Source organism: Flagellimonas sp. S3867, assembly GCF_014698935.1.
Classification (GTDB): Bacteria; Bacteroidota; Bacteroidia; order Flavobacteriales; family Flavobacteriaceae; genus Flagellimonas.
The window spans coordinates 1-23,802 of record NZ_JACVMN010000001.1 but is presented as its reverse complement, the minus strand read 5'-3'; the positions used below and the strand labels follow the sequence as shown (position 1 = coordinate 23,802).

General features: G+C 37.7%; 19 protein-coding genes and 1 rRNA gene. 11 read left to right on the top strand and 9 right to left on the bottom strand.

Annotated features, from left to right (window positions below):
- The first annotated feature begins 264 nt into the window (after positions 1-264).
- The 4 genes from pgmB (at position 265) to IAG46_RS00085 (ending at position 6,719) form a co-directional block, all read left to right on the top strand.
- Complete coding sequence (pgmB, locus tag IAG46_RS00100) at positions 265-927, top strand: beta-phosphoglucomutase (protein ID WP_190808289.1); 663 nt, start codon at positions 265-267, stop codon at positions 925-927.
- A gap of 59 nt (positions 928-986) precedes the next feature.
- Entirely contained in the window at positions 987-2,840 is a 1,854-nt protein-coding gene (locus tag IAG46_RS00095; protein ID WP_190808288.1) for a tetratricopeptide repeat protein, read from the top strand.
- Positions 2,841-2,920: 80 nt separating this feature from the next.
- Positions 2,921-4,795 (top strand): tetratricopeptide repeat protein, encoded by a 1,875-nt coding sequence (locus IAG46_RS00090; RefSeq protein WP_190808287.1) that lies wholly within the window; start codon positions 2,921-2,923, stop codon positions 4,793-4,795.
- A gap of 229 nt (positions 4,796-5,024) precedes the next feature.
- Positions 5,025-6,719, top strand: a complete 1,695-nt coding sequence (locus tag IAG46_RS00085; protein ID WP_190808286.1) for a hypothetical protein — start codon at positions 5,025-5,027, stop codon at positions 6,717-6,719.
- A 253-nt stretch (positions 6,720-6,972) separates the two neighbouring features.
- Here the strand turns inward: IAG46_RS00085 and bshC are convergent, their stop codons facing one another.
- Positions 6,973-8,574: a bacillithiol biosynthesis cysteine-adding enzyme BshC gene (bshC, locus tag IAG46_RS00080; protein ID WP_190808285.1), complete on the bottom strand. Its 1,602-nt coding sequence runs from the start codon at positions 8,572-8,574 to the stop codon at positions 6,973-6,975.
- A 152-nt stretch (positions 8,575-8,726) separates the two neighbouring features.
- Between bshC and IAG46_RS00075 the strand changes: the two genes are divergently transcribed.
- Both IAG46_RS00075 and IAG46_RS00070 read left to right on the top strand, forming a co-directional pair.
- The gene (locus tag IAG46_RS00075) at positions 8,727-11,180 is read left to right on the top strand and encodes a M14 family zinc carboxypeptidase (protein ID WP_190808284.1); all 2,454 of its coding nucleotides are present in this window, start codon (positions 8,727-8,729) and stop codon (positions 11,178-11,180) included.
- 243 nt (positions 11,181-11,423) lie between these two features.
- Complete coding sequence (locus IAG46_RS00070; protein WP_223826604.1) at positions 11,424-12,677, top strand: carboxypeptidase-like regulatory domain-containing protein; 1,254 nt, start codon at positions 11,424-11,426, stop codon at positions 12,675-12,677.
- Between the two features lie 46 nt (positions 12,678-12,723).
- On the opposite strand, the gene rocD is transcribed toward IAG46_RS00070, so the two are convergent.
- The 3 genes from rocD to IAG46_RS00055 all read right to left on the bottom strand — a co-directional run bounded on the left by rocD (position 12,724) and on the right by IAG46_RS00055 (position 15,038).
- Positions 12,724-13,965, bottom strand: a complete 1,242-nt coding sequence (gene rocD / locus IAG46_RS00065; RefSeq protein ID WP_190808282.1) for an ornithine--oxo-acid transaminase — start codon at positions 13,963-13,965, stop codon at positions 12,724-12,726.
- A 151-nt stretch (positions 13,966-14,116) separates the two neighbouring features.
- Entirely contained in the window at positions 14,117-14,497 is a 381-nt protein-coding gene (locus IAG46_RS00060; RefSeq protein WP_190808281.1) for a DUF6768 family protein, read from the bottom strand.
- Entirely contained in the window at positions 14,487-15,038 is a 552-nt protein-coding gene (locus IAG46_RS00055) for an RNA polymerase sigma factor (RefSeq protein ID WP_190808280.1), read from the bottom strand. Before IAG46_RS00055 ends, IAG46_RS00060 begins: the two co-directional genes overlap by 11 nt.
- 125 nt (positions 15,039-15,163) lie before the next feature.
- Between IAG46_RS00055 and rlmD the strand changes: the two genes are divergently transcribed.
- From rlmD to IAG46_RS00035, 4 genes are read left to right on the top strand one after another with little or no spacing between them, the layout of a single operon-like run.
- Positions 15,164-16,576, top strand: coding sequence for a 23S rRNA (uracil(1939)-C(5))-methyltransferase RlmD (gene rlmD / locus IAG46_RS00050; RefSeq protein WP_190808279.1), 1,413 nt, complete (start codon positions 15,164-15,166; stop codon positions 16,574-16,576).
- A gap of 30 nt (positions 16,577-16,606) precedes the next feature.
- A complete protein-coding gene (locus tag IAG46_RS00045; protein WP_190808278.1) occupies positions 16,607-17,119 on the top strand; it encodes a DUF6452 family protein in 513 nt (170 codons plus the stop codon).
- The gene (locus tag IAG46_RS00040) at positions 17,100-17,870 is read left to right on the top strand and encodes a DUF6048 family protein (protein ID WP_190808277.1); all 771 of its coding nucleotides are present in this window, start codon (positions 17,100-17,102) and stop codon (positions 17,868-17,870) included. The genes IAG46_RS00045 and IAG46_RS00040 overlap by 20 nt, the downstream gene beginning before the upstream one ends.
- Positions 17,871-17,918: 48 nt before the next feature.
- The gene (locus tag IAG46_RS00035; protein WP_190808276.1) at positions 17,919-18,266 is read left to right on the top strand and encodes a VOC family protein; all 348 of its coding nucleotides are present in this window, start codon (positions 17,919-17,921) and stop codon (positions 18,264-18,266) included.
- Between the two features lie 24 nt (positions 18,267-18,290).
- Here the strand turns inward: IAG46_RS00035 and IAG46_RS00030 are convergent, their stop codons facing one another.
- Positions 18,291-19,469 (bottom strand): class I SAM-dependent RNA methyltransferase, encoded by a 1,179-nt coding sequence (locus IAG46_RS00030; protein WP_190808275.1) that lies wholly within the window; start codon positions 19,467-19,469, stop codon positions 18,291-18,293.
- 56 nt (positions 19,470-19,525) lie between these two features.
- Between IAG46_RS00030 and IAG46_RS00025 the strand changes: the two genes are divergently transcribed.
- On the top strand, positions 19,526-20,212 hold the full coding sequence (locus IAG46_RS00025) for a ZIP family metal transporter (protein WP_190808274.1): 687 nt from the start codon (positions 19,526-19,528) through the stop codon (positions 20,210-20,212).
- Positions 20,213-20,224: 12 nt separating this feature from the next.
- Here the strand turns inward: IAG46_RS00025 and IAG46_RS00020 are convergent, their stop codons facing one another.
- The 4 genes from IAG46_RS00020 to rrf all read right to left on the bottom strand — a co-directional run.
- Positions 20,225-20,863 (bottom strand): hemolysin III family protein, encoded by a 639-nt coding sequence (locus IAG46_RS00020; RefSeq protein WP_223826527.1) that lies wholly within the window; start codon positions 20,861-20,863, stop codon positions 20,225-20,227.
- Between the two features lie 6 nt (positions 20,864-20,869).
- Positions 20,870-22,204, bottom strand: a complete 1,335-nt coding sequence (locus IAG46_RS00015; RefSeq protein ID WP_190808273.1) for an amidohydrolase family protein — start codon at positions 22,202-22,204, stop codon at positions 20,870-20,872.
- 77 nt (positions 22,205-22,281) lie between these two features.
- The gene (locus IAG46_RS00010; RefSeq protein WP_190808272.1) at positions 22,282-23,595 is read right to left on the bottom strand and encodes a hypothetical protein; all 1,314 of its coding nucleotides are present in this window, start codon (positions 23,593-23,595) and stop codon (positions 22,282-22,284) included.
- A gap of 120 nt (positions 23,596-23,715) precedes the next feature.
- Positions 23,716-23,802: ribosomal RNA gene (gene rrf / locus IAG46_RS00005) — 5S ribosomal RNA — on the bottom strand; the annotation flags it as partial.

Genomic DNA, 23,802 nt, shown 5'->3' with positions numbered 1-23,802 from the left:
AAAAATAGTAATTTGCAGCAGTTGAAAAAGTATCTTTTAAAGGATATTTATCACAAGGTTTTCAAAAGGTATTCTGGCTATCTTTCAAGACCCATCTTTTCTTCAATACACCGTCAAATTTTGTGTCAGATATTCAAAAAAAACTTGAAAATTTGGGGTTATGGTAAAATTCAATCGCCATTAATGGAAGTTTAATAATATAATGTGCTGTGGTTTTTTTCTTAACATTTTTCCTCATTTCTTTGCGCTACTAAACACACCAAAATGATTAAAGGGTTTATTTTCGACTTGGACGGGGTAATTACCGATACCGCTGAATTGCATTTTGAAGCTTGGAAATCGCTGACTGATGAAAAGGGTTGGAATTTTGACCGGGAAATAAATGATCAACTTCGTGGTATCTCACGATTAGACTCCATACAGGTTATACTTGCTCACAATGGCATTTCTTTGGATGATTCGGAGAAATCCGATTTGGCCAATATCAAGAATGACATCTATGTAAAAAGTTTGGATGAAATGACACCGGACGATTATTTGCCTGGTGCCAAAGAATTATTGACTCATTTAAGAACTGAAGGTTTTGCCGTTGCTCTTGGTAGTTCTAGCAAGAATGCTGAGAAGGTACTTGAACAATTAAACGCCAAGCCATATTTTGATATTGTTGGTGATGGACATAGTGTAACCAAAAGTAAACCTGAACCCGATATTTTTCTTTTTGGGGCAGAAAAATTAAACCTTCAGCCGGAGGAATGTGTTGTTTTCGAAGATGCTGAAAAAGGTATCGATGCTGCCAAAGCTGGTGGGTTTTATAGTGTGGGAATCGGGCCCGAAGACCGAGTTGGTAATGCCGACCTACGTTTTGATACTATGCAAGATGCGACACTCTTTGAGGTAAAGGCTCATTTTACAGATTTATTTAGTTAATCCATTCTTTTTCAATAGGTTGTTTTTATTCTCTATTTTTAAGAAGTAAACCAACCTCCATGAAAACCTCAAAACTCTTCTTCTTCATTTCGTTTAGCTTCTGCTTAAACATTATTGCTCAAGAAAGTCAAAAACTGGATAGTTTACTTTCAGTGTATAGTCAATTGCCGAATGATACCCTCAAGGTGTCCATTTTGGGAGAGCTTTTTGATGAAACCATTACCAAAGAAGTTGACAAAGCAAAGGCTTACGCTCATGAGCGGCTAAGTTTATCACAACAATTGGACTTTAAAATCGGAGTGGCTGAGGCTCATTATGATTTGGGTGATTATTATAAGTATCGTGGTCATGTGGATTCTGCTCGAACCAACTACATTGCAGCCCTGGATATTTTTAAAACTGAAGGTAATATTCAGGATGAAATAAAACTGAATTACGCCTTATCCATTTTAGAGTTTGAAGAAGCTAGATATGATTATGCCCTTGAAATTTCCTTGGACAACATTGAGAAAAGGAAGGTCTTGGGTGATTCTGCCGGATTGGCAATGGAATATAACTTTGTTGGGGGGCTTTATGAGTATAAGGGTGAAAAGGAGAAAGCCTATGAATATATATTTAAGGCGTTATCTATTTATGAAAAAATTGATAAACCTCTTCGCAAAGCAGATGCTTTAAATGGACTGGCCAGCTTGGAAGGAACCTTTGGAAAGTATAAAAAATCCAACGAGTACACATTACAGGCTCTAGAAATCTATAGGGAACAAAACGACAAATTATACCAAGCCGTTACTTGCAATGCTGTTGGCCAGAATTATGTTGCTCTCAAGGATTATGAAAAAGCCAAAAAATACTTAAAAGAGAGTATTGCGTTATCAAAAGAAGTTAAGAATTCTATGCTTGAAGGTGGTGCATCACGAAACATGGGACGGGCTTTTGCAGCCGAAGAAAATTATAGTGAAGCCATTTCCTGGTTGGAACAAGCAGTCAAAATCCATCGAGAGACCACTAGGCCCGTAGCTTTGGTTCGTTCATTATATTATTTAGGAAGTGCTTACAACTCAAATGGTCAATATAGAGAGGGGCTGGAAACTTTTAATGAATGTATGGAACTAGCCAGGGAAGCAGCCAACAGTCCAGGGTTCATATTTTCAATTCATAAGGAAAAAGCTAAATCTTTAGAAGGGTTGAAGAACTATGAAAATGCCCTTGCAGAATTCAAAGAATTTAAAAGACTCAGCGATACAGTATTTGAACAGAAAAAAATCAAACAGGTAGAAGAATTGCGAACCAAATATGATACCGAAAAAAAAGAACAACAAATCGCTCTCCAAGACAAAGAGATTACCGTTTTAGAACAAAAAGCGGAAATAAGCACATTGCAAAAAATACTTTTAGGAGGGCTTTTGGTGTTGTCACTTATTGGCTTTTACGGAATCCGTCAAAAATTGAAGCGAAACAAACTAGAAAAAGAGAAAGTTGATGTAGAACTGGCCTTTAAAAAGAAGGAACTCACTACACATGCCTTGCACTTGGCCAAAAAGAACGAAGTATTGGAAAGTTTAAAACAAAAGGCTCAAGAACTCAAAGAAAATGAAGAATCCAAGAAAGGGTATCAGCAACTTATTCGGACCATCAATTTTGATTTGCAGGATGATAACAATTGGCAAAACTTCTCACGCTATTTTGAAGAGGTCCATAAAGACTTCAACAGCAATATAAAATCAAAGTACCCACAAGTTACTTCAAACGAGCTGCGCCTTTTGGCTCTTTTAAAAATGAATTTATCCTCAAAAGAGATTGCCAATATCCTCAATATTTCACCCGAGGGAATCAAAAAAGCGCGCTATAGGCTCCGTAAAAAATTGGACATCACTACTGAGGATTCCCTACAGGATTTGGTGTTATCACTTTAAACATAAAATTTTTCAAGTAACTGATTCTTTTTCAAAAAGTTGGAAGTTATTACCTACTTTTAAAAGGTAATCCAACCGCTATGAAAACCTCCAAACTCCTCTTCTTTCTTTTGATCAACTTTAGTTTGTGGGTGAATGCGCAGGAAAACCAAAGATTGGATAGCCTCCGAAACGTTCTTAAAACGCAAAAGGATGACACCTTAAAAGTCGCCACCTTGGAAGAACTGTTTTTAGAAGAGTTTTATACGGATCCAGGCAAGGCCAAAAAATATATAGAACAAAGCCTTAAGCTTTCTAAAAAATTGGATTTTGCGGATGGCGAAGGATTCGCCAATTACTATTTGGGGGCCGGTTATTATCAAACCATCGGTAAAAATGATTCTGCTAGATACTTTATTAATGAGGCGCTTTCCATTTTTAAACGTATTGATCACGAAGAATACATAGTAAAAATGACAAATGCCTTGGGGGTCGTAGAATACACCGCAGGGAATTATCAAAAAGCAATCGAATATTATAATATTGGAATTGATTATTCTAGAAAATATAAACATTGGGACAACCTAGCGAACAGACTTGGGAACAAATCCTTGGCTTATATTAATAAGGGAGACTATAACCTTGGAGTCAAATACTCCATTGAATCCTTAAAACTATTTGACAGTTTAAGTTCAAAATCCAACACATTACAACTTAAAATACATACCGCCACCGCTGCGGTTCGGGTTGGATATGCTGAAATGGGTTTAGAGAATTATGAAAAAGCTTTGGAATACTTTGACCGAGCTTTACTTATTTATGATGGAATAGATGACGTTGTACATATGGGCCATACCTACTCAGATATTGGTAATGTGCATTTAGAACTTGGTAATTATGATTTGGCCATCGAAAATTTTTTAAAAACCCTGGACATCGCGAAAGAAAAAGAAGTTCCTATAATGAGAGGCTATGTTTTGGTCAATCTAGGAAAAGCTTACAAAAAGAAGGGCAATTATGAAAAGTCACTTTCCATTCTCAAGGAAGGATTGCCCATAAACAAGGAGTTTGGAACAAAGGATGACCTTGCTCTTAATTTAAAGCAATTGGGACACACCTATATGAAAAAAGGTGACGCTGACCAGGCTCTCACATATTTTAATAAGTCCATTGCTTTGGCCGATTCAATAAACGCGGCTGAAATTTTATCTGAAGTAGCTTTAAACAGGGCCGAAGTATATCACGACCTTCAACAATATAGGAATGCATATCTGGATCAAAAGAAACATCAATTTATCAATGATAGTATTTTCAACGCAAAAAAATCGCAACAAATAGAAGAATTGCGCACCATTTATGATACTGAAAAAAAGGAACAACAAATCGCGCTCCAAGACAAAGAAATTACTGTTTTGGAACAAAAAGCGGAAATAAGCACACTACAAAAAATACTTTTAGGGGGCTTGCTCGTACTTTCTCTCATTGGATTTTATGGTATTCGTCAAAAATTGAAACGCAACAAACTCGAAAAAGAGAAAGTTGATGCAGAACTGGCCTTCAAAAAGAAGGAGTTGACCACCCACGCGCTGCATTTGGCCAAAAAGAATGAGGTTTTGGAAAGTTTAAAACAAAAGGCCCAAGAGCTCAAAGAAAATGAAGAATCCAAAAAAGGGTACCAACAACTCATCAGAACAATCAATTTTGATTTACAGGACGATAATAATTGGCAAAATTTCTCACGCTATTTTGAAGAAGTCCATAAGGACTTCAATAGCAATATAAAATTAAAATACCCTCAAGTCACTTCAAATGAACTCCGTCTTTTGGCGCTTTTAAAGATGAATTTATCCTCAAAAGAGATCGCCAACATCCTCAACATTTCACCAGAAGGCATCAAAAAAGCCCGTTATCGACTTCGCAAAAAGTTGGACATCACTACAGAAGACTCTCTTCAAGATTTGGTGTTAAGCCTTTAGATATCGGCTTTAACAAAGCTGTCCACTTATTGTCCCATACTTATTTTTAAGGTGTCCACCTGTTGTCCACCCTCATTTTTTCATTGCTCTAAATCAGCGTTTTAGGTTTGTGGTGTTATGCATTTGAACATAACAAGTTTTGTGGTCTTGCTCGGCTAAGGGCTGCAGACCGTTTACCGAGCGAGTCACACAAAACATTCAGAAAAGTTTAACCACAAAACAAAAAGTGATGAAAACAACAATTAAATTATTAAGTAGATTTTTTACCTTATTACTTCTTATTACGATACTAGCGTGTACTAAAGATGAATCTGGCGAGAACCTGCCAAATGGTACCAACAAAAAAATAGAAACCCGTGATGGTGTCACAGAAGATGAAATTGAAAAAGACGAAGGAGAAATTGGCCTCAGCATCAGTGCAAGGGAAATAGCCAAAAAAGGGTATAAGCCTACCAGTGCAGAAATTAACATTGCGGCCACAGCAAGCGATATTCCAAAAGAAAATACGGTTAGCATAGACCCTTTTACCAATATCGCCTATCTATCCTTTAAAAATGAAGAATTATCTGAAGAAGCAAAAGAAGAGCTGAAAGGTGTAGATATTTCCATAGTCATCAAAGATGAAAATGGCAATGAACTGGCCTCAACATCAATCTCTCAAGTAATTTTTAAATCAAGTCCAGATGAGCAGGAAATTGACAATGAAAATCTCGAAGACCAGTTTGCCCAAATAAATTTACGTAACGACATTGCGTATTACTTGCAAGTTGTCCGAGAAGGGATTAGTGATATTTACGGTGCGCCAACATCATGGCATTATCAAGATAACCTTGTTGACAGACCTATGGTAATATATACATTAAATCAATTGGATTATTCAACTGATCCGCCTAACGGACCCGGTGCTGCACAATATTATTCAACTTTCTTCTTTGAAGAAGTGGAAAATGAGCCAGGGGTATATAACATCTCTGTTCATGATGGGGATGCCATTTATTATTGGTATTTAAATGGCGATAATAGATTAAATATACAAAGTGTGGAAAATCGTAGATTGAATGGGGGCAACACTCCAGATACAGCAGATAGGGACAATTATAAATTCAAAGTTGAGAAAGTAGGTCTAGGGCAATACACCTTTACCTCTATCAAAACAGGGAACCCAATAGCCCAAAACAATGGTGGTTTGCCAAATGCCAATGAAAATACTACAGACAACGCCCCACTTTATTTTAGAATTATGGCTTTTGATATTAATTGGGACATACAAACCATAGAATACAAGCACTTACAACCCATTCTTCCCCCCGCAGGAACTGCTTTTGCCTATAACAGCACCCTGGTGAATTGTAGTAGTGGACAATTATCACAAGAAGTGGGCGTTGAAGAATCCCGTACCTCAACATCTATTTTTGGATGGGAAGAGTCGATGTCGGTAAGTTCAAGTGAAGAATATTCTTTGACTGTGGGGATGGAATCTGAAATTTCTGCTGAATTTTATGGAGTCGGCACTTCCATTAGCAGTTCGGTTTCCGAAACTTATACCGCCAGCGAATCCAAAACACGCACCAGTACCACTTCGGGTGCCTTTGAAACCTCAGAAACCATAACCTTATCCACCAAGCGGAGTATTATTGTGCCCTCACAAAAAGCTACCCTTGTCGCTGATATTTATCAAACCTATGAAAATATAAAGATTCCGTTTGTCCAAAGATTTCGAATCAAAGGAAATTATCAAGAAGACGGACAGGCCCTAACCGGGAATGAAATTACCACACAATTTGTTTTTAACCAATTTACAGGTGTAGTAACCGAAGTCGGAAATGATTATATCGAAGTTACTGTTAGAGGTACAAATACAATTGATCGATTAATTGACACCAAAACCATAGCTGATGATGTCCCATCAAACTGTGGAAACTGATTTCTTTTAAAAAATGTATTAAAAACAAAAGCCCCGGGAACCACTCCGGGGCTTTTAAATAAAATCAAAACCAACCTAAACATATGAGTTTACCACTCATGTTTGTGAAAATTTCATAGCAATTTTCAAGTATAAAACAACTCGGTGGAAAGATACCCTACCTTATTTCAGTCTTTTTTTGGGAAAAACCGCGTTTCTTGATAAAATTAATTATCAATATATTGAAAATCAACTGTTTAAATCGGGTTAAAATTTAATGCTTTACCACAATAAATTTATCTGTAAGTGGATTTAGGCAATCCATTAGGGTAGGAATAAGCGTTTCTCCCATTTCCAAATACAATTCTGAAAAGTTAAGCTGACGCTCTTGCAGGGATTGGTTAGGAAATAGCTCATTTTGAATATCTGTCATTCGAATGACATGATCTTTCAACTTTCTTTTCTGAGCCTTTAACAATCGTTTTTCCAAAGCATCCAATCCTTTTTTCTGCTTTACCTCTTGTGCCTTTACAGCGCCGACAAAAGTTTTATCGGTTGCTTCTGCCAATTGGTACATGGAGCTGAACTGCTCCTCTAAATGTTTCTTTTGGGCTGAAAAATCAATATCGATATTCGAGATTTCTCTAATCTTCTTATTGATAAAACTATTCTGCTTTAAAAACAAATCTGAAACCTTCAAATCCAATTTTTCTACTCTCTTGGCCTGCTTTTCTGTGAGCACAAGTGCCGAGTTACGAAGCAATAGCATGGGAAAGGGAATTTCCATTGCTTCAAAGTACGACTTCAGTTCCAACCAATAGGCCAGCTCCCCTCCTCCTCCAACATAACAGAGGTTTGGTAAAATCGCTTCTTGATATAATGGTCTGGCAATAACATTTGGAGAAAATCGTTCTGGGTGATTTTGGAGTTCCTCTTCCAATTCGCCTTGTGAAAATTGAATATCGGTGTTGTTAACTTTGTAACTTTCATCTTCCTTAACAATACGCTCACGGACTCCCTCTGCCAAATAGAAATAATTTATTTCCCTAGGATTAACTTGAATAGTGTAATCTGAGGAGACTTTCTTTAGTGCTTCAATAGAGTCCGATACCTTCTGATAAGAAATATGTTCAAAAATGTCTTTTTTGGCGTATGAGGTCAACAATTTTTTTAATTCAGAATCATCTCCATCAACGATTACCAAACCATGTTCTCCAAAAAGTTCATTGGCTAAAAAACGTGTAGCTTCAGATAAATTCGCATGCTTCAAATAGGCTTGTTGAAAAAGTTCTTTCAACTGTTTTGCCTGTGAAGAACTACCCAATTCAGAGGAAAAAGTATTAAAAACGACTTGTAAATCATCTGTTCTCAACTTTCCGACTGCACCGGCAGCATCTCGATTCCATTGTACCTTCTTTCCCCTAAAGTTGAAATAATTGATCTCCTCAAAATCATGATCTTCAGTGGCCATCCAATACACGGGAACAAAATCATATGTAGGATATGCCTCCTTTAACTGCCTTGTAAGATTTATCGTGGAGATAATTTTGTACAAAAAGTACAAGGGTCCCGTAAATAGATTTAGCTGATGCCCAGTGACCACGGTAAACGCCTTTTTATTACCCAAAAGAGCTATATTATTGGCAGTCGCTTCGGAAATCTTAACATTTTGATGCTGCTCTTTAAGTGCATTTACCAAAATGGGTCTAAATGTTTCAGGAAAATGGGATTCCTTTTCCTCAATCTGATCCTTGAAGTTCTTAATATCAGGAAATCTGTTAAAAAAGGGTGACAATCCCTTTTCTTGGTCCAGATAATCGCAAATAAGTTTGGAAAAATAACCTGTTTCCTTAAACGGTATACAATCTACTTCCATTAAAGTTGAAATATCGGGCTAAAGATAAACCTCTTCTTTTTTTCTATTCCTAAAAATACGTTAATTGCTCAAAGACGGCAGACAATGGTCATTAAAGAAGGCCGCTTGTTCGTTAATTTATTGTTAGATTTGGATAGACTAATTCACTCTAAATGACAAGAATTTTACTGTTATCGTTCTTCCTGTTTTCAATTGTATCAACGGCTCAACTACAATCACCCTCAGAATTTTTGGGTTACGAACTTGGTACTGAATTTACCAGACACCACGAAGTGGTGGATTATTATGAATACCTGGCCAAAGAGGCGCCAGATAGGGTAAAACTCACTGTTTATGGCCAAACCAATGAACGCAGGCCGCTGTTATTGGTTTATGTGTCATCAGCAGAGAATATTTCCAACCTAGAAAGTATAAGACAAGAGCATTTAAAGGATACAGAAGGCACGGGAAATTCATCAAAAGCCATAGTTTGGCTAAGTTATAATGTACACGGAAACGAAAGTGTAAGCACGGAAGCATCCATGCAGACCATTTTCGATTTGTTGACAAGCAAAAGTTCTTATTTAGAAAATACTGTGGTTATCATGGATCCCTGTATCAACCCAGATGGGCGTGATCGATATAGCAATTGGTACAATCAATATAAAAATGCACCCTATCAAGTAGATCCCAATAGTAAAGAGCATAATGAAGGTTGGTGGAACGGAAGGAGCAACCACTATATGTTTGATTTGAACAGAGATTGGGCCTGGCTTACCCAAGTGGAAAGTCAAAACCGCATAAAAGTTTATAATGAATGGTTGCCTCACGTGCATGTCGACTTCCATGAGCAAGGAGTGGACAATCCATACTATTTTGCGCCTGCGGCAGAGCCTTATCACGAAGTGATTACCAACTTTCAACGTGATTTTCAAGTTACTTTAGGAAAAAACCACGCCAAATATTTCGATGCCAACGGCTGGTTCTATTTTACCAAGGAAATCTTTGATCTTTTCTATCCCAGTTATGGGGACACCTACCCTACCTATAATGGTGCCATTGGAATGACCTATGAGCAAGGTGGAAGCGGACGTGGAGGTCTTGGAGTAATAACTAAAATTGGTGATACACTCACCTTAAAAGATAGAATTGCCCATCACTACACCACTGGTTTATCTACTATTGAAGTGTCCTCAAACAATTCAGATAAATTAAATACAGAGTTCAGGAAATTCTATAAAAACAGAAGTTTCAAGTACAAAAGCTATGTGCTTAATGGGAATTCCGATAAAATGGACGCCCTTAAAGCTTTGCTCAACAAACATAAAATTAAGTTTGGTTCTCCGTCCAAAGGCTCCGCCAAGGGGTTCAATTATGCCACAGGGTCTAATGGGAGTGCTGCTATATCCGATAACAGTCTCGTGGTTTCCACAAACCAAACCAAAGGTACCCTGGTAAAGGTGCTGTTTGAACCCAATGCCAAATTGAGCGATTCACTTACTTACGATATTACCGCTTGGTCCTTACCATATGCCTACGGATTGGATGCAATAGCCTCAACCAGTCAAATCAATGCACAGCCGGATAATAAATCGGTTTCGCAAGCAAATCACGGTGATATCCGTCAAGATGCGTACGCCTATATGTCCGAATGGAAGAGCATGAAAAATGCCAGATTTCTGGCCGAGTTATTGACCGCTGGCATTAGAGTGCGCAACACCCATTATCCTTTTACCCTAGATGGCAAATCTTATCAGAGAGGAAGTCTGATTATAACAAAAGCTGATAATAAACACAAAAACGATTTTATTCCAAAGCTTACAGAAATAGCTGCCAAGCATTATGTCAAGTTACAATCTACTCCTACTGGTTTTGTAGACTCAGGAAAGGATTTCGGGTCTTCTTATGTGCAAATGATCACAAAACCCAAGGTCGCTATCCTATCTGGTAAACCAACCTCGACACTGCGTTTTGGAGAAATTTGGCACTTTTTTGAACAGCAACTGCATTATCCACTTACTGTTATCGATAGTGATTATTGGGGAAAAGTGGATTTAAACGATTATCAAATCCTAATTCTTCCAGGAGGAAATTACAACAATGCCATTTCTGAAAATCAATTGAAAAAATTGAAGGAATGGGTGAAAAGTGGTGGAAAATTGATAGCAATGGGTGGCTCAATTAATGGAATAGATGGTGAAAAAGGATTCAGTATCAAAAAGAAAGAAATTCCCAAAGATTCTACCAAAAACAAGCCCAAGCCACACAAAAATACCCAAAGGGAACGCATAAAAAATGCCATCACCGGCGCAATTTTCAAAACCAAGGTGGACAACACCCATCCTTTAGGTTATGGTTATGGAACGGATTATTTTACCCTAAAATTAGGAAGTGAGAGCTACGATTACTTAAAAAATGGTAATGCCGTTTATCTTGAGAGCAATACCAAACCAGTTTCCGGATTTGCGGGAAGTGATGCACAAAAAAAAGTGGGCAACTCTTTGGTTTTCGGAGTGGAGTCCTTTGGAAAAGGTCAAGTAATCTATATGGTTGACAATCCGTTGTTTCGAGGATTCTGGGAAAATGGAAAACTGTTTTTTGCCAATGCCCTTTTTATGGTAGATTAAGTTTTCCACTTTTTATGCTACTATGGTAGGAGCGAAATCATGATAATGGAATTTTAACCCATGGTAATGTATACGAATTTGTGGATTTAAGCATTTTGAATAGAATACATATCCATTCGCTATATCATTAAAAATCATTAATTTAGAGTAATAGTTTTTTAATCAAAAAATGCAGTTGTTATGAATGGACCATGGTTAAAACCTCAGCACAAGACCCTTACATTGGCATTTTCCATATGTCTTATGATGATAATGGGCACTTCGAAGGCATTTGGATTTCAAGATCAAGAGAGTTTCTCACAATATAAAGGTGAAGTTACGGATGCCTCTTCCAATAAACCACTTGTATTTGCAACCCTTTCCGTTGAAGGAACTAATATCAGTACCATTACCAATACAGAAGGTAGTTTTCAATTGAAAATTCCAAATAGCATAATAGAAGATGGCACAGTAATAGTTTCTTTTTTGGGATATAAAAGCAAAAGCATTCCCATAGCACAACTTAAATCCAATCGTAACAAGATTTCGCTTGTGGTTTCTGTTACCGAGCTTACCGAAGTGAACATCAACGCACCCAAGGATGCCAGAGCCTTGGTTAGGGAAACGTTGGCTCGTAAAGGGGATAATTATTTTGACGACCCTACTTTGATGACCGCTTTTTATCGGGAAACCATAAAAAAGAGAAAGCGGAATGTATCGCTGTCTGAAGCTGTGGTAAATATTTATAAATCTCCCTATACATCAATACGCAGAGATGCCGTGGAACTTTATAAAGCAAGAAAAAGTACGGATTACAGCAAACTTGATACGGTAGCCCTTAAACTTCAGGGTGGACCTTTCAATACCTTATATGTGGATATTATGAAATATCCAGAATATATTTTTTCCGAAGGATCCATTCAAAATTACAGGTTTACCTTCAGCAGGTCCACTAGAATCAATGATAAATTAATTTATGTGATTAGGTTCGACCAATTGGAGACTATTTCGGAACCACTTTATGCTGGTGAACTTTTCATAGATGTTGACCAAAAGACGTTGACGAGTGCAATCTATACGCTTAATATTACCGATAAGGTGAAAGCTGCCAAACTTTTTGTGAGAAGAAAACCCGCAAAAGTAGATGTATGGCCCACTGAGGTTGCCTATAGGGTAGATTATCGAGAAAAAGGCGGAAGATGGTATTACGGTTATAGCAATGTGCTTCTTGAATTTAAGGTGGACTGGGATGATAAGCTGTTCAATTCAGTATATAGTATGACCGCTGAAATGGCCGTAACAGATTGGGAAAAGAACCTAAGCGGTGAGCTTCCGAAAAACAGGGACCGTATTAAAAAGTCGATTATTTTAAGTGATGAAGCCATAGGATTTTCCGATCCTGATTTTTGGGGGGAATACAATATCATTGAACCTGAAAAATCTATTGAGTCCGCAATACGAAAAATCCAACGTCAACTGCGTAGAGCAAGAACAAAAGAAGGAAATTCTGCTCCCTAAAAACAGCAAAATAGTATAATAAAAAAGCCCCATATGGGGCTTTTTTCTATTTTTCGAACTCTCGAAGTGTTTTTGAAATAATGGAAACGCACTCCAATAATTGCTCCCTGTTCATTACCAGAGGTGGCGCAAATCGGATAATGTTCCCATGGGTCGGCTTTGCCAAAAGACCGTTTTCTTTCAAAGCCATACAAATTTCCCAGGCAGTGGAACTGTCCTCAGAATCATTGATCACAATGGCATTTAAAAGACCTTTTCCCCTAACCAAACGTACCAAATTGGTTTCTTGAATGAGTTTTTCCATTTCTTTACGAAATAGCTCTCCCAATTCCGATGCGTTTTGGGCCAGCCCTTCTTCTTCTACCACTTCCAGGGCAGCCGTTGCCACAGCACAGGCCAAGGGGTTTCCACCGAAGGTAGAACCATGATTACCGGGTCTAATGACCTCCATAATCTCATTGTTGGCCAGAACAGCCGATACAGGCAATACCCCACCAGAAATGGCTTTGCCCAAAATCAGCACATCTGGCTTTATACCTTCATGGTCAACCGCCAAAAGTTTACCAGTTCTTGCAATACCTGTTTGCACTTCATCTGCCATAAAGAGTACATTATGGGACTTACACAAGTCATATGCCTCACCTATATAATTTTCCGCAGGAACATAAACCCCTGCTTCTCCCTGTATAGGTTCAACCAAAAATGCAGCAACGTTTTCGTCTTTTAATGCCTCTTGTAGTGCACTGATATCGTTATAACGGATGGAAACAATACCAGGAGTAAACGGGCCAAAGTTTTCAGTGGCCACAGGATCGTTCGATGCTGAAATAATTGAAATCGTACGGCCATGAAAATTGTTTTGGCACACAATTATCTTGGCCTGATTTGTTGGAACACCTTTTTTCTCATATGCCCATTTTCTGGCCAACTTTAGCGCGGTTTCTACGGCTTCAGCACCGGTATTCATCGGTAACAATTTGTCAAAACCAAAATATTGGGTCACAAATTCTTCATACTTCCCCAACATATCATTATAAAATGCACGGGAAGTAAGGGTAAGCTTTTCAGCTTGGTTCTTAAGGGCGGCAATAATCTTTGGATGGCAATGCCCTTGGTTAACCGCCGAGTAGGCAGACAAAAAATCGTAATACTTGTTGCCTTCTACATCCCATACATAAACACCTTCTCCCCTACTTAATACAACGGGTAGCGGGTGATAGTTCTGGGCTCCATACTTGTTTTCTAAATCTATCGCATGTTGCGATGTTAAATGCTCTAAAACAGCCATTTTAGTTATAATTAAATTAATAAAACAACCATTCCTACAATACCTTTATTCTTTCGAGGACTCGAAAAAGCAGCGTGGGAGAGAAATCATCCCTGAAGAGCCGCTAAAATATTAAATATTTGGGAATTTCATCAAATTTGATTCATTCATCCTATCTTTTTTGGACTTGGGCAGATATCAGCAACTCCAATCTTTTTATTTCTCTCATTAATGCATTCCTATGAATTTGCATCCACATATAAATTTTTAACATGCTAATGGTTAAAAAACATACTAAAACACCTCCTACCCATAGAATTAAATCGTTGGTGTTTTCCACATCAAACGTTTGTATTATGCAATAAATAAGCAACCCAAAGACCACCGCATTTATAACATTCATAATCAATGCTAGCCAAGAGTTTTTTCCTTTAAACAATCCGCCAAGCATTTGAAAAAGGTTTTGCTCATCCAATTCATCATAAAACTTAGCCTCTTCTTTAGTTAAAGTCTCTTTAATTAATTTGTCTATGTCTTTCATATTAGTTTTCATGACTTCTATTTTTAATTATTGTTTTTAATTTTTCTCTAGCGTGATACAGCCTGGATTTAGCAGTTCCAATCGAAATATCCAAAATTCTGCTAATTTCCTTTAGCGAATAGTCCTGAACATAAAACAAACGGACAACCATTTGTTGATGTTCGGGTAATGCGTTCACCGTCTTTAGCAAGTCTTGTTTTAGACTTTCCGTATATGATGATTCAACTTCCTCAATACTTTCTTGAGCCAATTGATTACGCATGGTATCTGCTTTATTCTTTATTTTGATGGCATCAATAGACTTGGTATAAACAATTCGCATTGCCCATGCACCAAAGCTTTCAGGATCTTTTAGCATTTCAAGCTTATCGATAATGATTTGCCAGCAATCCTGGGCGATATCCTTTGCCATATCCGCGTCTTTAACAATCCAATACGCTTTATCGCAAAAGCTTTTGTGCCAACGTTTCACTAAGGTCATCAATGCCTGTTTGTTACCAGATTGAAAATCCGCAACAAGTTTACCATCAACTATACGTTCTTTTTCCTGCATTTAATTAGCTCGGATATAACTCAAAGACGCTGAATTATTAAAAAGGTTCAAAAAAATGTAGATTTTATCCTTTTCATTATACAAGTTAGTAGTTCTGTATAAAAACCTATGCTTACTTTTGCGCCATGCGTAGAAAAAACAAGCGAATAACGTTTGAGAACGTCGAAGTTGTCGATGCTGGAGCCAAAGGAAAATCTGTTGGTAAAGCCCCTGATGGAAGGGTGATTTTTTTATCCAATGCCGTGCCTGGAGATGTAGTTGATGTACAAACTACCAAAAAGCGTAAGTCCTTTTTTGAGGGTGTTGCAACAAACTTTCATACGCTTTCTGATAAAAGAACTACCCCACAATGCGAGCACTTTGGAGTATGTGGTGGGTGCAAATGGCAGCATATGGGTTATGAACATCAACTCTTTTTTAAACAGAAGGAAGTTGAAAATAATTTAAAACGCATTGGTAATATTGAATTACCCGAAATAACCCCAATTCTAGGTTCCGAAAAGCAATATTTCTATCGAAACAAGATGGAATTCTCTTTTTCAGATAGTCGCTGGTTAACCCAAGAAGAAATCGATTCCGAAATTCCAATTGAAGACAGAAATGCACTGGGATTTCATATCCCGGGGATGTGGGACAAAATTTTAGATGTTAAAAAATGTCATCTTCAGCAAGATCCCTCAAATGCAATCCGATTAGAGATACGGAATTTTGCCATTGAAAATGGGCTTTCATTTTTCAATCCAAGAAAACAAGAGGGTCTACTACGCACCATGATGTTGCGTACCGCTTCAACCGGAGAGATTATGCTACTCATCCAGTTTCGTGATGATGACCAGGAAAAAAGGGAACTGTTACTAAATCATATAGCTCAAAAATTCCCTGAAATTACCGCATTGCTATATGTCATCAACCAAAAGCAAAATGATACTCTTTATGATCAAGAGGTAATCTGCTTTGCTGGAAGAGATCATATTTTTGAAGAAATGGAAAGCTTAAGGTTCAAGATAAATGCCAAATCTTTTTATCAGACCAATTCTGAACAGGCATACGAACTTTATAAAATAACTCGGGATTTTGCAGGGTTGACCGGAAGTGAGTTGGTCTATGATCTATATACAGGAACGGGTACCATTGCACAATTTGTTTCAAAATATGCAAAAAAAGTAATTGGTGTGGAGTCAGTCCCAGAAGCGATTGAAGATGCCAAAACAAATGCTGTCAACAACAATATTTCCAATGTTGAATTTTATGTTGGTGACATGAAAAATGTATTCAATAATGAATTTATTGAACAACATGGGAATCCAGATGTGGTAATCACGGACCCACCACGTGATGGAATGCATAAACTGGTTGTGGAACAACTTTTATCGGCAGCACCCAAAAAAATCGTATATGTGAGCTGCAACAGCGCAACCCAGGCCAGGGATTTGGCTCTTTTGGATGAAAATTACAAAGTTACCAAGGTTCAGCCCGTTGACATGTTTCCCCAGACTCACCACGTTGAAAATGTTGTACTTTTGGAAAAACGGGTATAATTTTTGATGAAATCTATTTTTAGTTTTAGCATGAAAAAAATACTTCCCATCTTACTGATAGCCTTCTTGTTTTTTAATGTGGCTTCTTGTGAAAAAGATGATATATGTGTAGCTGGGGATACTCCCCTTTTGGTTATTGGTTTTTTTGATATAAATGATACAACCCAATCCAAAGATGTGCCCGCTTTGCGCATAAAAGAGGTCATTCTTGACAGCAATATCAACACCATCGCTGATCGCACAAGCAGTTTGGACTCCATTGGAATTCCTTTGCGTATTGATGCCGCAAGTACCCAATTTGCATTTATAACAAATTCGGCCGATGATGACACTACCGGTGATGAAACAGGTAATATAGACACTCTTACAATTTCCTATAACATGCGTGAGGCTTTTGTATCCAGAGCTTGTGGCTTTGTAGCCAACTATGATGAGATTGACGTGATATTACCCGCCAGCGCTTCCAATTGGATTCAAGACATTACAATTGTGCAACAAACTATAGAAAACTCCAATAATATCCATGTTAAGATATTTCATTAGCTTCTTTTGCTTTGCAATTTCCTTTACCGGAATATGCCAAGATAAGCCCATTGACCTTCAGCCTAAGGATACCGTTGAATATAAACAGGAGTATGGCCTGCGTGCCGGGGTGGACATAAGCAAGTTGGTTTTGTCATTTGCAGATGAAGATTATACAGGTCTGGAGTTGGTAGGAGATTATAGGTTAACTCAAAAGTTGTATTTGGCGGCCGAACTGGGTAATGAAGAGAAAACGCAAAACGAAGGTTTGGGAAATACCCTGCTCTACAACTATACCTCTTCGGGAAGTTACTTAAAGGTTGGAGCTGAAATTAATAGCTATGAAAATTGGTTCGGTATGAACAATTCCATTACCATTGGTGGACGTTATGCCGTTGCAAGTTTTAGCCAAACGTTGAACGAATACAACATTTTTGACAGCAATAGATTCTTTAATCCAGATGGGTTTTTAGCAGGAGTACAAAATAGCGAAGAATTCAGTGGTCTTACAGCCTCATGGCTCGAATTTGTTGCTGGTGTCAAAGTAGAGCTGTTTGCCAACATTTATGTGGGTATGAGTGCTCGTTTAGGGTTTTTGGTGACCAATAAGGAAGAAGAACGTTTTCCTAACCTTTGGATTCCTGGATTCAACAAAGTTACCGATGGAAGTAATTTTGGAGTAAACTATAACTATTCCATTTCCTATTTAATTCCTTTTTACAAAAAATCAAATAAGAAAAAAGAAGAACCATCCGACCCCGAACAAAACTAAATTACTGTACGTAGGACTGCTGTAATTTTCTAATATTAAATTGCCAACATGAAATCCGAAAACACCCCAATCAATTATATTGAATTCAAGGCTTCTGACCTCGAAAAAACGAAAACATTCTATTCGCATTGTTTTGGGTGGACATTCACCGATTATGGTCCAACGTATACGGCATTTTCAGAAAGTGGACTCGAAGGTGGGTTTGAAACAAGCGATGAAGCTATTGTCAATGGCGCATTGATTGTGCTATATCATGAAAATCTTTTACACATTCAAGAAAAGATTGTTGGAGCCGGTGGAAAAGTGGTGAAAGAAATCTTCTCCTTTCCAGGTGGGCGTAGGTTTCATTTTACTGATCCTTCGGGTAATGAGCTTGCTGTTTGGTCGGATAAATAATTTGAATAAATAAAAGACAAAATTTTATGATTTTGCCTCCTGCCCATCTGGGTTAAACTTCGCTTTCTTACTTCCAGCATACATTTCATATTTCACTAACCTGGACTCCAGTTTCCCGTTATAGGTTTTTATCTTTCTCGAGGGTCTGAGTCCTACATACTTCAACGCTTCCAAGTTTGAAGTAATCAACCATGCATTGGTATCTGGATATTGTTGTTTTAACGTATCCCCTATTTTTGAATAAAAATCTTCAACATCTATCTGAAGACGTTCCCCATAAGGTGGATTAAATACCATGTGCAATTTTGCATCAATGGGTTTTTCCGTCCTAAAAAAATCTTTTCGCTCAATGGATATATATTCAGAAAGGTTGGCATTATCCACATTTTCTTGGGCTTTGCGAACCGCGGAAGGTGCCTTATCATATCCAATAATCTTATAATGGAACTCTCTGGTCTTATTTAAACTGGCATCAACTATTTTATTATGCAGCTCATCATCATAATCATTCCAATGCATAAATGCATAGTTTTCCCGATTGATATTTGCGGGAATATTGCAGGCTATCATCCCCGCTTCTATTAAAAACGTACCGCTACCACACATGGGGTCCATAAAGTCCGTTTCTCCGTCCCAACCACTGCTCAGTAACAACCCTGCTGCCAATACCTCATTTATGGGTGCTATGTTGGTTGCTATTCGGTAACCTCTTTGGTGCAATGAACTGCCTGAACTATCCAAGGACACTGAACAAAAGTTTTTGTACAAATGGACATTGATTCGAACATCTGGATCATGGGTATTGACATTTGGGCGCTGCCGCTCGACCGCCCTGAATTTATCAACCAAAGCATCCTTCACTTTTTGGGAAACAAATAAAGAGTTATTGAACACATCTGAATGCATAGTGGTATCAATGGCAAAGGTTTTGCCGCAATCAAAATACTTGGGCCAATTTATTCGATTAACGTTTTGGTATAGTTCTTTTTCGTTTAATACCTTAAAAGTCGCTATCGGTTTAAATATTTTTAATGCCGTCCGTAAACAAAGATTGGCCTTGTACATAAATCCGGTATCCCCTTCGAATGTGACATTCCTAACCCCTTCCTTTACATGGCCAGCCCCCAAATCACGAAGCTCTTTGGCTAGAATAGGTTCAAATCCATAGAAGGTTTTGGCCAACATTTTAAAATTACCTGCCATAATTAGCAAAAATATTTTGGTAAAAATAGGCTATTTTTATCCCTTCAACACCGCATATGAATTTTCCCTTTGCTTTGATTTTTATAGCACCTATTTTGGCCGTATGGGCCAGTTTTCTTTTCGTTTGGATATCTCGGCCTAAAGGCAAGAAGAATATTAAATTATTACTGGCATTTAGTGGGGCTTTTCTATTGGCACTGACATTTTTTGAACTGCTACCAGAGGTATATGAAAACCAAAGTCCCAAAAAAATTGCTGTTTTTATATTGGCAGGGATTTTACTTCAGATTTTCTTGGAGTTCTTTTCCAAAGGTGCCGAACACGGGCATGTACATTTAGATTTGGAAAAGAACAGATTCCCCCTTTTGCTATTTCTAAGTTTATCGGTGCATGCGTTAATTGAAGGAGTGCCGATTCATGGCGATAATTCCATTTTATATGGAATCTTGATTCACAAAATACCCGTAGCCATTATCCTTAGCATCTTTTTGGTCAACTCCAAATTGAAAAAAAGTTCCATTATCCTGTTTATTGCTGCCTTTTCATTGATGACCCCAATCGGAAGTTATTTGGCGCAATCTTCCTGGATGGAAGCCTATGCATCCATTTTTACAGCCTTGGCTATTGGGGTATTTCTTCATGTATCTACCATAATTCTATTTGAGAGTTCTCAGGGACATTCGTTTAATTTGCGAAAACTGATGGTGATAATCTTAGGAGTCGGGATTGCTTATTTTATATAATCTTGAAACAAATCAACTCAAGATTTCTATTAAAATCAACGCCCAATGACTTATCGCACCACCTAGCACAAAAAAGTGCCAAATTAAATGATTGTATGGGATTTTCTTGATTGCGTAAAAGACTATTCCAATAGTGTAGAAAGCTCCTCCCAATGCCAATAAAAATAATCCTTGAGAAGACATGTTTTCCAATATAAATTTCAAATCGATAATAACCAACCAGCCCATAACACCATAAAGCACCAACGAAAAAGCCCCAAATTTTCCGGTAAAAAACAATTTTAAAATAGTTCCTAATAAGGCTATTCCCCAAACTAAATAGAATAACAACCAGCCTTTTGAATCTGGCAGAAGGGTTAAACAAACTGGCGTATAGGTGCCTGCTATTAAATAATATATGCTGATATGATCCAAAATCCGAAGCTTCTTTTTGAGTTTTGGATTCTCCACAGCGTGATAAATCGTCGAAGCTGAAAATAACAATAGTAACGAAATACTATAGGTGACAATGCTACTGTGTAAATAGGGTGTACTTGTTAAATCCTTTTTTAAAAAGAAAATGAACCCTATAATCGAAAGTACAATTCCCATTGCATGGGAATATGCATTCCATTTTTCTTCTAGTAAAACAGCTTTGGGGTTGGAAGTCAAAAAAACCTATTTATAACGTTTGCCGTGTTTGATGACCATATCAACATCTTGCAACAAACTAATATATCGCATAACGTCGCCATCTACCGCTATAATGTCGGCATATTTTCCAGGTGTGATAGTGCCTACATCATCGGCAACACCCATCCAAAGGGCAGGCCAATAGGTAGCAGAACGTATCGCATACATGGGGTCAATACCAAATTCATTCACCCATACATCAAGCTCATTCCATGTAGATTGGCTATGGAATTTCATGGGAATACCACTGTCTGTACCTACTAACAACACAACTCCAGCATCCAAAAGTTGTTGGATTTTAGTTTTTAAAGTGGGCTTTCGTGAGGGTGTAAGTTGGAAATATGGCAATCTGTCCGGGTGTTTAATGCTGTTTTTAATATCGGTAATAACACTATCAGGTAAACCCAAGTGCCATGAATCATCATCTAACTTTTCACGATTATCCCTTACATATTCATAGTTGTACAAACCTTCAACGGTTGGACACCAAAATAACGGCCCTTTGTTCATCTGAGCCGTCCGTTCCTTGATCATTTCCATGACATCATCCGGATATTTGGGCGCTGAAGACAAACCTGTATGTTCAAAACAATCAACTCCCACTTTTAATCCCCTTCTAATTTCTTCTGGTCGATGACCATGAGCCACCACCTTTAAATTATGTTTATGTGCCTCATCGACCACAGCTTTCAATTCTTCCATGGTCATTTGGTCTTGATCTATCAATTTTATGACATCAACACCAGCATCTGCCAGTTTTTTAATTTTTCGTTTTCCATCTTCAGGGCTATTGACTCCCCAGCGAAAATCTTCAGTTCCCGGATAAGGTTTATGTTGGATAAAGGGTCCAGAAACATATAAAGTTGCTCCAGGTATTTCGCCATTGTTGATTCTATCTCGTACCGAGATACTTTCTTTTAATGGTGCTCCCAAATCCCTTGCACTAGTTACTCCGGCCATTAAAAGTTGATGGGCAGAGGATGGCATGATTACATCTTCAAATAATGGAGGATAGGTTTTGTCCCAATACGTATAATCTGCATGGCCATTGATCATCGTATGCACATGCATATCCCAAAGTCCGGGAAGGACACTCATTCCTTCTGTTGAGATGACTTCTGCATTATTTGGAACGGGAAGTGTTGCTATGGTGCCAACTGCCTTAATGCGCTCTCCTTCAATTAATATTACGCTGTTCTTTATAGGTTCTGAACCAAAACCATCTATCAATGTTCCACCGACCAAGGCTTTTAATTTGCCTTGCTGGGCATTAATGGTAATACTAAAACAAATTAGAAAGAAGGCTAGATATGTTCTCATGGGTTACTTGTTTGCTCTAAATTAAACATATTGGTGGGGTATATTTAGCTTTTTTATGATTAAATAGTTGTCCGGGTTTACTCCGGATAATACCAAAATGGTATTGTAATAATCTTACGATAATAAACACTATCCTCTTGATGGTCTTTTCTGGTCACTTCCAACACATGTTTTCCATTTACCAACTGATCTATATCCAAAAAGGTTTCAAAACCCTCTTGTTCCCTTTTATTTTGGGTGAAAACAAAATCAAAGTCATATGAGGTACTATCTATCTTAAGTCGGTACATTTCTTTTAGTGTAGCCATATACTCCTTAAGAAGCTTTCGTCGGTCTTGCCATCCTATTTTACCTGTTTGAAAGGTAGAATGTAAGCCACGTTTGTCCTTTTCTGGCTTCAGATTCTCATTAAAATAAAAAACATCGTCTTCAATTGTACGCCCATATACAATGAAAACGCTCAAAAATCCATCGGTAATTACTTTAGAAGGTATAGAAGCTAAATTGACATAGGTCGTATTTTTCGACACCGAATCATCATAATTTTCCATATTCGCTATAAATGCATTGGAACTCAAATCTTTATGCCAATAATTGGAGGTACTGAACCCTGTTCCTGCCAAAATGGTCAACCCCAAATACAAGGGTACCAAAACCAGACTTAATCTGCGTCCAAATCTAGTATCCAAAAAATTGTATACGATTGGGCGATATAAAAATGACAGGGTTAGGTATTTAAACAGCCAATATATTGGATAATAAAACCAGCTTGTCCATTTTTTTCGTTTTAACCACCCTTGTGTGACAAAGTCAATAAAAGTCAAAACTGTACCTATTCCTAAAGCTATTATCAAAGGAATCGCAACCCAATAGCGGATCGTATATGAAGTATTTTCGCTATCTATCCATAGTCCTAGAAGGGTAAATAAAAATGACAATGCCAATAAACCCAGCAAATAAAAAAGTAATAGAAAGGTAACGGCAAAAATAATACTGCAATATTTTTCAAGTTTGGCTACGTAATTATCAAAAGAACCAACTCGCTTAAGTAGATGATTTTTAAATTTTGGGCTGTAATTCAATTCATCATAATCAATGTCTCCAGAGACATAACGTAATCCAATAGCGCCGATCCACAAACCTCTTAAAATTACATGAATCAACAGGTTTATGGTAAGTATATACCACGAAATCAACAATCCCTGCATCATAAATATGCGATACATATTATCGTTGTTCTGTGCTTCTGCACTTGCGATTTCAATCGGTTCAATAACCATGAACAGTCCATAAATCGCAAAACCGGAAATGATTAGCTCTAATTGCCAACTTTCTTGCTGTAGAATATCAAGCCATTGCTTGAATTTTTTGTTTTGAGGATCGTTGCTCATTGGGTTTGGAAGGTTGTTTTTCTAAATATATCAATTTTTAGAAAACCCATTAAATGTAGATGAAGAGAACAAGGGGGTATAAACAAAAAAAGGCCCTTTACATGTGTAAAGGGCCTTCAAGGAAGGCGGCGACCTACTCTCCCACTTGGTATAGCAGTACCATCGGCGCAAACGGGCTTAACTTCCCTGTTCGGAATGGAAAGGGGT

Coding starts and splice junctions, on each gene's coding strand:
- rlmD (WP_190808279.1), top strand. CDS start 15,164: ATGCGTAGAAAAAACAAGCGAATAACGTTTGAGAACGTCGAAGTTGTC.
- IAG46_RS00060 (WP_190808281.1), bottom strand. CDS start 14,497: ATGAAAACTAATATGAAAGACATAGACAAATTAATTAAAGAGACTTTA.
- rocD (WP_190808282.1), bottom strand. CDS start 13,965: ATGGCTGTTTTAGAGCATTTAACATCGCAACATGCGATAGATTTAGAA.
- IAG46_RS00040 (WP_190808277.1), top strand. CDS start 17,100: ATGTTAAGATATTTCATTAGCTTCTTTTGCTTTGCAATTTCCTTTACC.
- IAG46_RS00085 (WP_190808286.1), top strand. CDS start 5,025: ATGAAAACAACAATTAAATTATTAAGTAGATTTTTTACCTTATTACTT.
- IAG46_RS00030 (WP_190808275.1), bottom strand. CDS start 19,469: ATGGCAGGTAATTTTAAAATGTTGGCCAAAACCTTCTATGGATTTGAA.
- bshC (WP_190808285.1), bottom strand. CDS start 8,574: ATGGAAGTAGATTGTATACCGTTTAAGGAAACAGGTTATTTTTCCAAA.
- IAG46_RS00090 (WP_190808287.1), top strand. CDS start 2,921: ATGAAAACCTCCAAACTCCTCTTCTTTCTTTTGATCAACTTTAGTTTG.
- IAG46_RS00075 (WP_190808284.1), top strand. CDS start 8,727: ATGACAAGAATTTTACTGTTATCGTTCTTCCTGTTTTCAATTGTATCA.
- IAG46_RS00015 (WP_190808273.1), bottom strand. CDS start 22,204: ATGAGAACATATCTAGCCTTCTTTCTAATTTGTTTTAGTATTACCATT.
- IAG46_RS00035 (WP_190808276.1), top strand. CDS start 17,919: ATGAAATCCGAAAACACCCCAATCAATTATATTGAATTCAAGGCTTCT.
- IAG46_RS00045 (WP_190808278.1), top strand. CDS start 16,607: ATGAAAAAAATACTTCCCATCTTACTGATAGCCTTCTTGTTTTTTAAT.
- IAG46_RS00095 (WP_190808288.1), top strand. CDS start 987: ATGAAAACCTCAAAACTCTTCTTCTTCATTTCGTTTAGCTTCTGCTTA.
- IAG46_RS00025 (WP_190808274.1), top strand. CDS start 19,526: ATGAATTTTCCCTTTGCTTTGATTTTTATAGCACCTATTTTGGCCGTA.
- IAG46_RS00070 (WP_223826604.1), top strand. CDS start 11,424: ATGATGATAATGGGCACTTCGAAGGCATTTGGATTTCAAGATCAAGAG.
- pgmB (WP_190808289.1), top strand. CDS start 265: ATGATTAAAGGGTTTATTTTCGACTTGGACGGGGTAATTACCGATACC.
- IAG46_RS00055 (WP_190808280.1), bottom strand. CDS start 15,038: ATGCAGGAAAAAGAACGTATAGTTGATGGTAAACTTGTTGCGGATTTT.
- IAG46_RS00010 (WP_190808272.1), bottom strand. CDS start 23,595: ATGAGCAACGATCCTCAAAACAAAAAATTCAAGCAATGGCTTGATATT.